General features: G+C 50.3%; 5 protein-coding genes. 4 read left to right on the top strand and 1 reads right to left on the bottom strand.

Annotation, left to right across the window (positions count from 1 at the left end; all coding sequences use genetic code 11):
* Window positions 1-18: 18 nt before the first annotated feature.
* On the bottom strand, window positions 19-1026 hold the full coding sequence (locus ACQ5DJ_RS05240; protein WP_429841502.1) for a M23 family metallopeptidase: 1008 nt from the start codon (window positions 1024-1026) through the stop codon (window positions 19-21).
* A gap of 205 nt (window positions 1027-1231) precedes the next feature.
* On the opposite strand from ACQ5DJ_RS05240, the gene ACQ5DJ_RS05245 reads away from it, so the two are divergent.
* The 4 genes from ACQ5DJ_RS05245 to lipA all read left to right on the top strand — a co-directional run bounded on the left by ACQ5DJ_RS05245 (window position 1232) and on the right by lipA (window position 6242).
* A complete protein-coding gene (locus ACQ5DJ_RS05245; protein WP_429841503.1) occupies window positions 1232-1783 on the top strand; it encodes a DJ-1/PfpI family protein in 552 nt (183 codons plus the stop codon).
* A 135-nt stretch (window positions 1784-1918) separates the two neighbouring features.
* Window positions 1919-3046, top strand: a complete 1128-nt coding sequence (locus tag ACQ5DJ_RS05250) for a metallophosphoesterase family protein (RefSeq protein ID WP_429841504.1) — start codon at window positions 1919-1921, stop codon at window positions 3044-3046.
* A complete protein-coding gene (locus ACQ5DJ_RS05255; protein WP_429841505.1) occupies window positions 3043-5238 on the top strand; it encodes an ATP-binding protein in 2196 nt (731 codons plus the stop codon). Before ACQ5DJ_RS05250 ends, ACQ5DJ_RS05255 begins: the two co-directional genes overlap by 4 nt.
* Window positions 5239-5339: 101 nt before the next feature.
* Window positions 5340-6242, top strand: coding sequence for a lipoyl synthase (gene lipA / locus ACQ5DJ_RS05260; RefSeq protein WP_429841506.1), 903 nt, complete (start codon window positions 5340-5342; stop codon window positions 6240-6242).
* Window positions 6243-6319 lie beyond the last annotated feature (77 nt).

Here is a 6319-nt window from a genome sequence, read left to right on the forward strand (position 1 = left end):
CATAAAAAAGAAGCGGCTTCATTGCCGCTTCTTTTGCCGTTCCCAACGACGTAAATACGGATAAGGATCAAATGACCAATCTGCGCCACCTGTTTCCCGATACATACCGTAGTGCAAATGGGGAGGGAATTTGCCTGAGGTGCCGGGCTTCCCATATCCAGAGCTGCCGATATATCCGAGCAATTCTCCTGGCTCCACGATGTCACCCGGCTTCAATCCCTTTTTAAACGAGGACAGATGTGCGAAGTAATGGTACACATTGCCCATGTCACGCATCCCGATTCGCCATCCGCCAAACCTGTTCCAACCAATTACCTCAATGACTCCGTACGCTGTGCTGAGTACTGGGGTGCCGTGACTCGCAAAAATATCGGTCCCCTCGTGAATCCGACGTCCTCCCCAGCCGCGTGGCGCCCCCCATGTACTACGATAGCTGTAATCGTACCTCGCTGGGATAGGGAAATGCCGCTCATCTAGGTCCAGATGCTGATACTTCCCATACACCTGCGCGAACTGCCTGATCGTCTTCACGGAACGATCCCGCTGGTAGTACGACCAGAGACCAATTTGCCAATCTTCGTGGGAGAAGCCGTATTGGGATAGGTAGTGAATGAAGGTAGTGAGTGCATCGAGATCGTTGTGACGATCTGCGACACCATCGCCATCGCCATCCATCCCAATGCCTTCAAAAAATTGGATGGATACCGGGTTTGTATCCTCTGCATCAGGATTGAATGCACCTGCCCAACGATCGCTTGGAATGTCCACGGCTGTTAGCCGCGAAACGTTTTCTTGCTCCTGCTTCTTCCGGCGTATTTTCATGGTTCGCTCGTATTGATCAATGGCTGCTAAATAATTCCACGGAATGCCGTACATCGATTCCAAGCGCAAAAAAACTTGCAAGCGCTCTTGAAGAACCGGGTCTTGCTCATTGGCGGACGGAGCAACTCCGGCGACGGATTCTAGTGGAGAAATAGCTGCAACCACGCACAAGCTGATCTGAATGATTAGGCGGAAAACTCGCATGCCGTCTCCCTCCAGCCTCGTAGTCTTTGTTGTAGTTTCTGCCAGTTGGGGTGGATTATCCAAGATACTTTTGGAAAGCGTTTTGGTTGTTGTTTGGGAAAGTTTTGTAAATTTGCAGGAAAGGAGGCAGGAGCATCCCGTGCAGCTAAAGAATTGAAACCAGGAGGAGTGTATTCCTTAAAAATCGTCATGAGGAGGCTGTGTGATGAGCAAAAAAGTGTTGATTGTAACAGGTGATGCTGTAGAAGCACTGGAGGTTTTCTATCCGTATTACCGCTGCTTGGAAGAAGGGTATGAAACGGTCATTGCAGCACCCAGCGTGAAAACCCTGCACACCGTTTGCCATGATTTTGAAGCACACAGTGAGACATACACAGAAAAGCCAGCTTATCAGCTTCCCGCCCATGTTGCATTCTCAGACATTAACCCTGAGGCGTTTGATGCCTTGATTATTCCGGGTGGACGGGCACCTGAGCATATCAGGCTCAATGAGCACCTGAAGCCGATTGTGGCGCACTTTTTCGAGACGAACAAGCCAGTCGCAGCCATCTGCCATGGTTCCCAAGTATTGACCATCGTTCGCGAGCACTTAGCCGGACGTGAAATCACAGCTTATCAGGCATGCAGACCCGATGTAGAAGCGTGCGGGGCGATCTACCAAACAGAAACGCTCCATGTCGATGGCAATCTTGTTTCCGGACATGCATGGCCAGACTTGCCAGGCTTCATGCGTGAATTCCTTCTTTTGCTCAAGTAAAACCAAATCCTCTAAACTTCCGTCATTGCTGGCGGAAGTTTTTTCGTTTTGACAGATGCTTTTCATCCAGCCTTTTCCTCTGTATCATAAAGGGAAAGTATGTTCGTCTGTTTCATGTGAGGAGTGGAATTGATCGTGCTGTCATTTATTCATACAGCGGATGTCCATCTGGATGCGCCGCTTCAAATGCTGGGGGAGCGTTACGAGGTGCGTCAGGATGATTTTCGTCAAACGATGAAAAGAATCCGTGACCTCGTTCGGGAAAAGGAAGCAGACTTCTGGCTCATTGCCGGAGATTTGCTGGAATACCACGGGGGAAGGCGATCAACTGCGATGTTTTTACGTGATCTTTTTGCTAGCATCGCACCAATCCCTGTCGTAATCGCACCTGGCAATCACGATCCGTGGCGAGCGGATTCGTTTTATCAAACATTGGAATGGCCAGGGAACGTCTACTGGTTCACACCTGAGTGGGGTGTGTATGAATTTCCCGAAAAGTCGTGCGTGATCTACGGCTGGGGCTTTGGGCAGCCACATGTGTACGAGTCGCCACTCGATACGTTTCCAGGCAAAATGGAAGGGTATGCCCATCATCTGATGGTTCTGCATGCCAGTGTGCTTTCCAATTCAGGTGATGAAGAGCATCATCCGTATGCACCTGTCACCTTGCAGCAGCTCGTACAGACGGGTATGGACTATGTTGCAATGGGACACATTCACAAGCCGGAGCAATTCATGCATCCTGTCAAAAAACAACCGTTCGCAGCTTATCCCGGCTCTCCAGAAGGATTGACCAGTAAGGAAGCGGGAGAACGAAACGTTTTATATGGAGAGCTGGATCATGATGGCAGGTTGCAGCTCTCGGCGATTCCTGTCCAGTCACGCAAAATCCGAAAGCTGGAAGTCAAAGGGAATGGAGTAGAAACGACTGAGCAGCTCATTGATCGGATGGAGGAGCAACTCGCTGAGGAAAAAGATTCCGATATGATGTACATCACGCTGACAGGAGAACGTGCTGCGCATTTTCAGCCTCCAGTGTCCGTCCTTCAACAGCGATTTTCCCGGTTTTTTGTGCTACAGCTGACAGACCGGACCTGGCCTGATGTGGATGAGGACAAGCTGATCGCAGAGGGTGGCGTCTGGGGGAGATGGCTTTCCAAGCTGGCAGAGGCGGAGTCCCGTGCACAAAATGAGGACGAGCGAGAAATCGTCAGGTTAGCCAAGCAAGAGGCTTTGGCGCGAATTGGAGGGACCATTCGATGAAAATTGAGGAGCTAGTGCTAGGGGGCTTCGGAAAATGGCAGGATGCTACCTTTCGTTTTGCTCCAGGCATCAATCTGTTTTATGCCCCTAATGAGTCAGGAAAATCAACCATCCTACAAGGTATATTCGCTGCCTTGTATGGAATGAAGCGCGATTACGTCAAATCGGCGCGATACTTGCCTGAATATGAAAAATACCGTCCGTGGCAGAGTGGTGCGTACGAAACGATCATTACATACAAGTTAGCGGGCAAAACCTATCGTCTGCATCGTCAGTTGACGAAGGAACGGGAGGAGGCGCGCCTCTTTTTGGACCCCGAATGGACGGAAATGACTGATCTTTATTTGGAAGATAGACGCAAGGAACGGAATTTTATCGAAAAGCATACGGGCCTTACACGCAGTCTATTTACGGATTTGACGTGGATCAGGAGGGAACCGCTTCAGGCGGCTGAGCATTTGATTCCGACTTTTACGACTGCGGAAGAAGCCAATCCGGCTGTCCAACAAATTTTGGCGGAGCTGGATCGGGAGGTTGCGGTCATCGGTAAGAAAGAACGGGCCGAAAATACTCTGTTGGGAAAAGCCGCTACGAAGGTGGCGCAGAAAGAGCAGGAGAAGGAAAACGCAAAAGCAGCGTGGCGAACGATCAGCCAACTGACGCTGCAAATAGCGGAAGCCACAGAAGAATGCCAGCAATTAGAACTACGGCGTAGCCGATTGCAGCAGCATCTGGATCGCTCAACCGGACAAGCGAAAGCGTTGCAGGAACGCTGGCAACGAAGTCATGCTCCTGTCAGTCAACAAGACTGGGCGTGGTGGGAGCAAACAGCTCGCTCTGAGGTTGAGCTGGCTATTCACGAAGAGGCAAAACGTGGTTTGACTCAGGTAAACATGCCGACGGTAGCCGTACAACAGAGTGATGACCAGCTCATACCCTTACAGCATGATTATGAAAAAGGCGCACAATTGCTCAAACAGCGAGAGGCATTACATATACGTTTGGCAACACTGGCTGTATCGGCCCTTTCTACAAGTCCGCGAAGTACAGCATCACGAAGCACTCGCCAAGGCAATCAGGCGAAAAGGAAGCGGGGAGCTGCACTCATGTGGGGCGGTACCGGGATATTCTCTGTTCTCGGGTTAATCGGCTTCGTGAGTGGATATCCCGTTCTGGGAGGAATTTCTGTGACTGCCGCTTTGTTGCTGTTTGGCTTTGGGGTTTTCCTGCTGCGAGTAAAAGGGAGTACGGGCGAACCCAAGCAGACAGCAGAAAATGATACGGTACAGGAAAGTCAAAGGGTACAAGAAGAGGTCGCTTCACTCGATACTGAACTCGCCTCACTCGTACAGAGATGGGGGGCGAGTAATTGGGATACATTTTTGGAAAGACGGGAAGAGCTACTGAAAAGTACACGCAAGCAACAATCTGAGCAGCTTCTATCTGAGATGGCGAAAACGAAGCAGGAGGCTAATCTGTCTGCAAGCTGGGGGGAGGCACTTCGAACTCTGCTTGATCAGGAGAAAAATGCGCTTGAGACAGAGCAAGGAAAATGGCGCATCGAGATGGTGGAGATCGAGGAGAGACTGCAAGAGCTGCGGGAACAAATGGCCAGAGGAAATGGGGAGATGGCGGTTCATGAGAGCCTGTCGTTATCTCGCGCGACTGATGAGCTTGAGGAAGCGCAGGCAGCTCTTCGTCATCTGCAAAATAAGCGAGATGCCCTTCAATTGGCTCGGGAAATGCTACAGGAGGCAGTAGGAGAATGGCGGCGGGATAGCACACCTGCTGTAAATCAGCAGGCTTCGGAGATCATCGAGCATATTACAGGGGGAGTGTATCGGGATGTCAGACTCGATCCCCGTGACGGATTTGCCATCCGTTTGCTTGCGCCGACCAAACAAATGGTGCTCGAACAGGATCAATGTTCCACGGGGACTATCGATCAGCTATACCTTGCCCAGCGTTTGGCCTTGGTGCATCATGCCAAGCAGTCGGAGCCATTGCCGTTGTTTTTCGATGATCATTTTGTCCATTATGATGAAGAGCGTCTACGTCGAACGCTTGACTATGTCGCGATGCTGGCACAAGAACAGCAAGTGTTTCTTTTCACTTGTCATGAACGAGAGCTGCGCATGCTGGAGCCATTGCTTCGTCAAGGGAACCGTCATGCCGTGCATCGAATCGGATAATTGTTTCCGGGGGAGGAAAGAGGTTGCCCCTCCGAAATCCAACCTCTATAATGGAGATTGTTATTGTCTTGTATCATGATGTCACATGAGGAGTGAGCCCTATGACGCAACGCAAGCCGGAGTGGCTCAAGATCAACCTTGTTTCAGGATCAGAACTAGCCAGCTTTAAAGAACTTAAGCAAACCATGCGCACGAAGACGCTACATACCGTTTGTGAAGAAGCAAAATGCCCCAACATTCATGAATGCTGGGCAAGCGGTACAGCAACTTTCATGATTTTGGGTGATATATGTACCCGAGCCTGTCGGTTTTGTGCAGTAAAAACGGGTCTACCGACAGAGCTGGATACAGCTGAACCAGAACGTGTAGCAGAAGCAGCCGAACAAATGCGTTTGAAGCATGTCGTTGTTACTTCCGTTGCTCGTGATGATTTGGCAGATGGAGGCGCACAGATTTTTGCCGATACGATTCGTGCGATTCGTCGTCGACTGCCGTTTGCCTCCGTAGAAGTATTGATTCCTGATTTTATGGGGAACTGGGATGCGTTAAAAGTGGTCATGGACGCAAAGCCTGACGTACTAAACCACAATATTGAGGCGGTTCGCCGGATGTCAGATCGCGTACGGGCAAGAGCCAAATACGATCGGACGCTGGAACTGTTGAAAAAGGCGAAGGAATTCCAGCCGAGCATTCCGACGAAGTCCAGTCTGATGATTGGTGTAGGCGAGACGATGGAGGAAATCATCGAAACGATGGATGACCTGCGTTCTGTCGACGTCAACATCATGACGATCGGCCAGTATTTGCAACCGACCAAGAAGCATTTGAAGGTAGAAAAGTTTTACCATCCAGATGAATTCGCTAGCTTGAAAGATGAAGGCATGAAGCGTGGCTTTAGTCACGTGGAGTCAGGACCATTAGTACGCAGCTCATACCACGCTCACGAGCAGGCGAGTGCCGCGAAGGAAACGATTGCAAAAGAATCCATGCCAAAAGCGCAATAATAAGTAACCCCCTCAACCGCCCTGAAGTGCACCCCTTAAAGTAGACATTGGAAAAACCCCTACGGTTTACCGATGAA

Source organism: Brevibacillus sp. FIR094, assembly GCF_050477165.1.
In the GTDB taxonomy this organism is placed as follows: Bacteria; Bacillota; Bacilli; order Brevibacillales; family Brevibacillaceae; genus Brevibacillus.

Coding starts and splice junctions, on each gene's coding strand:
- ACQ5DJ_RS05245 (WP_429841503.1), top strand. CDS start 1,232: ATGAGCAAAAAAGTGTTGATTGTAACAGGTGATGCTGTAGAAGCACTG.
- ACQ5DJ_RS05255 (WP_429841505.1), top strand. CDS start 3,043: ATGAAAATTGAGGAGCTAGTGCTAGGGGGCTTCGGAAAATGGCAGGAT.
- ACQ5DJ_RS05240 (WP_429841502.1), bottom strand. CDS start 1,026: ATGCGAGTTTTCCGCCTAATCATTCAGATCAGCTTGTGCGTGGTTGCA.
- lipA (WP_429841506.1), top strand. CDS start 5,340: ATGACGCAACGCAAGCCGGAGTGGCTCAAGATCAACCTTGTTTCAGGA.